Raw genomic sequence first — 606 nt, 5'->3', positions numbered from 1 at the left:
CGCAATCCAAAGAGATTAATGATAAAATGAAATCATGGTTGGAAGAAACAGGGCAGAATCTCAATCGTGCTCTCCAAGGTCCGCAATTTGCGTTTAATGGCGGTTATCGGAATGGTTCGAGGGATGTTATTTCTGATCCGCATGTGAATCGAATGGATGGTGGGTCTTCAGGAGGTGGTAGTAGAGGGCCTGAGGGGACGGCCAAAGGTAAGGAAACTAAAGCACGTAAACCGCAACAGCCTAATCATAAAAAATGGATCAAGAATGGTGGAACAATTAAACAAAATAGGGATGGTTCGACAACCTATACTAATAAAGAGGGGAAATCTGTAACCTATAATAAAGACGGTTATCCTGATTTTACACCCTATGCTCATCCGACTGTTAAGCCTGTAAAAATAGAAGTTGCATATCCTGAAAACCGTAAGCAAGATTTCAGGAGAGCAAATGAAGAAGCAAAGTTAAATAAAGATTCTGATCCTTCTGTTCCTAAAAGTGACGAGCCTCCTGATGGTTATACTTGGCATCATCATGAGGACGGTACTACAATGATTCTCGTAGAAAAAGATATACATGCGGATTTTTCACATACAGGTGGTGTATCTA

General features: G+C 40.8%; 1 protein-coding gene. It reads left to right on the top strand.

What is annotated here, in order from left to right; all coding sequences use genetic code 11:
* Positions 1-26: 26 nt before the first annotated feature.
* The coding region (locus L6H65_RS26460) for an HNH endonuclease (protein WP_236347777.1) at positions 27-606 on the top strand (580 nt) is incomplete at its 3' end.

It is taken from the genome of Paenibacillus plantiphilus (genome assembly GCF_927798095.1).
GTDB classification, from domain to species: Bacteria; Bacillota; Bacilli; order Paenibacillales; family Paenibacillaceae; genus Paenibacillus_Z; species Paenibacillus_Z plantiphilus.
Note: the sequence above shows the minus strand (reverse complement) of the source record. Positions and strands in the feature narration are given on the sequence as shown.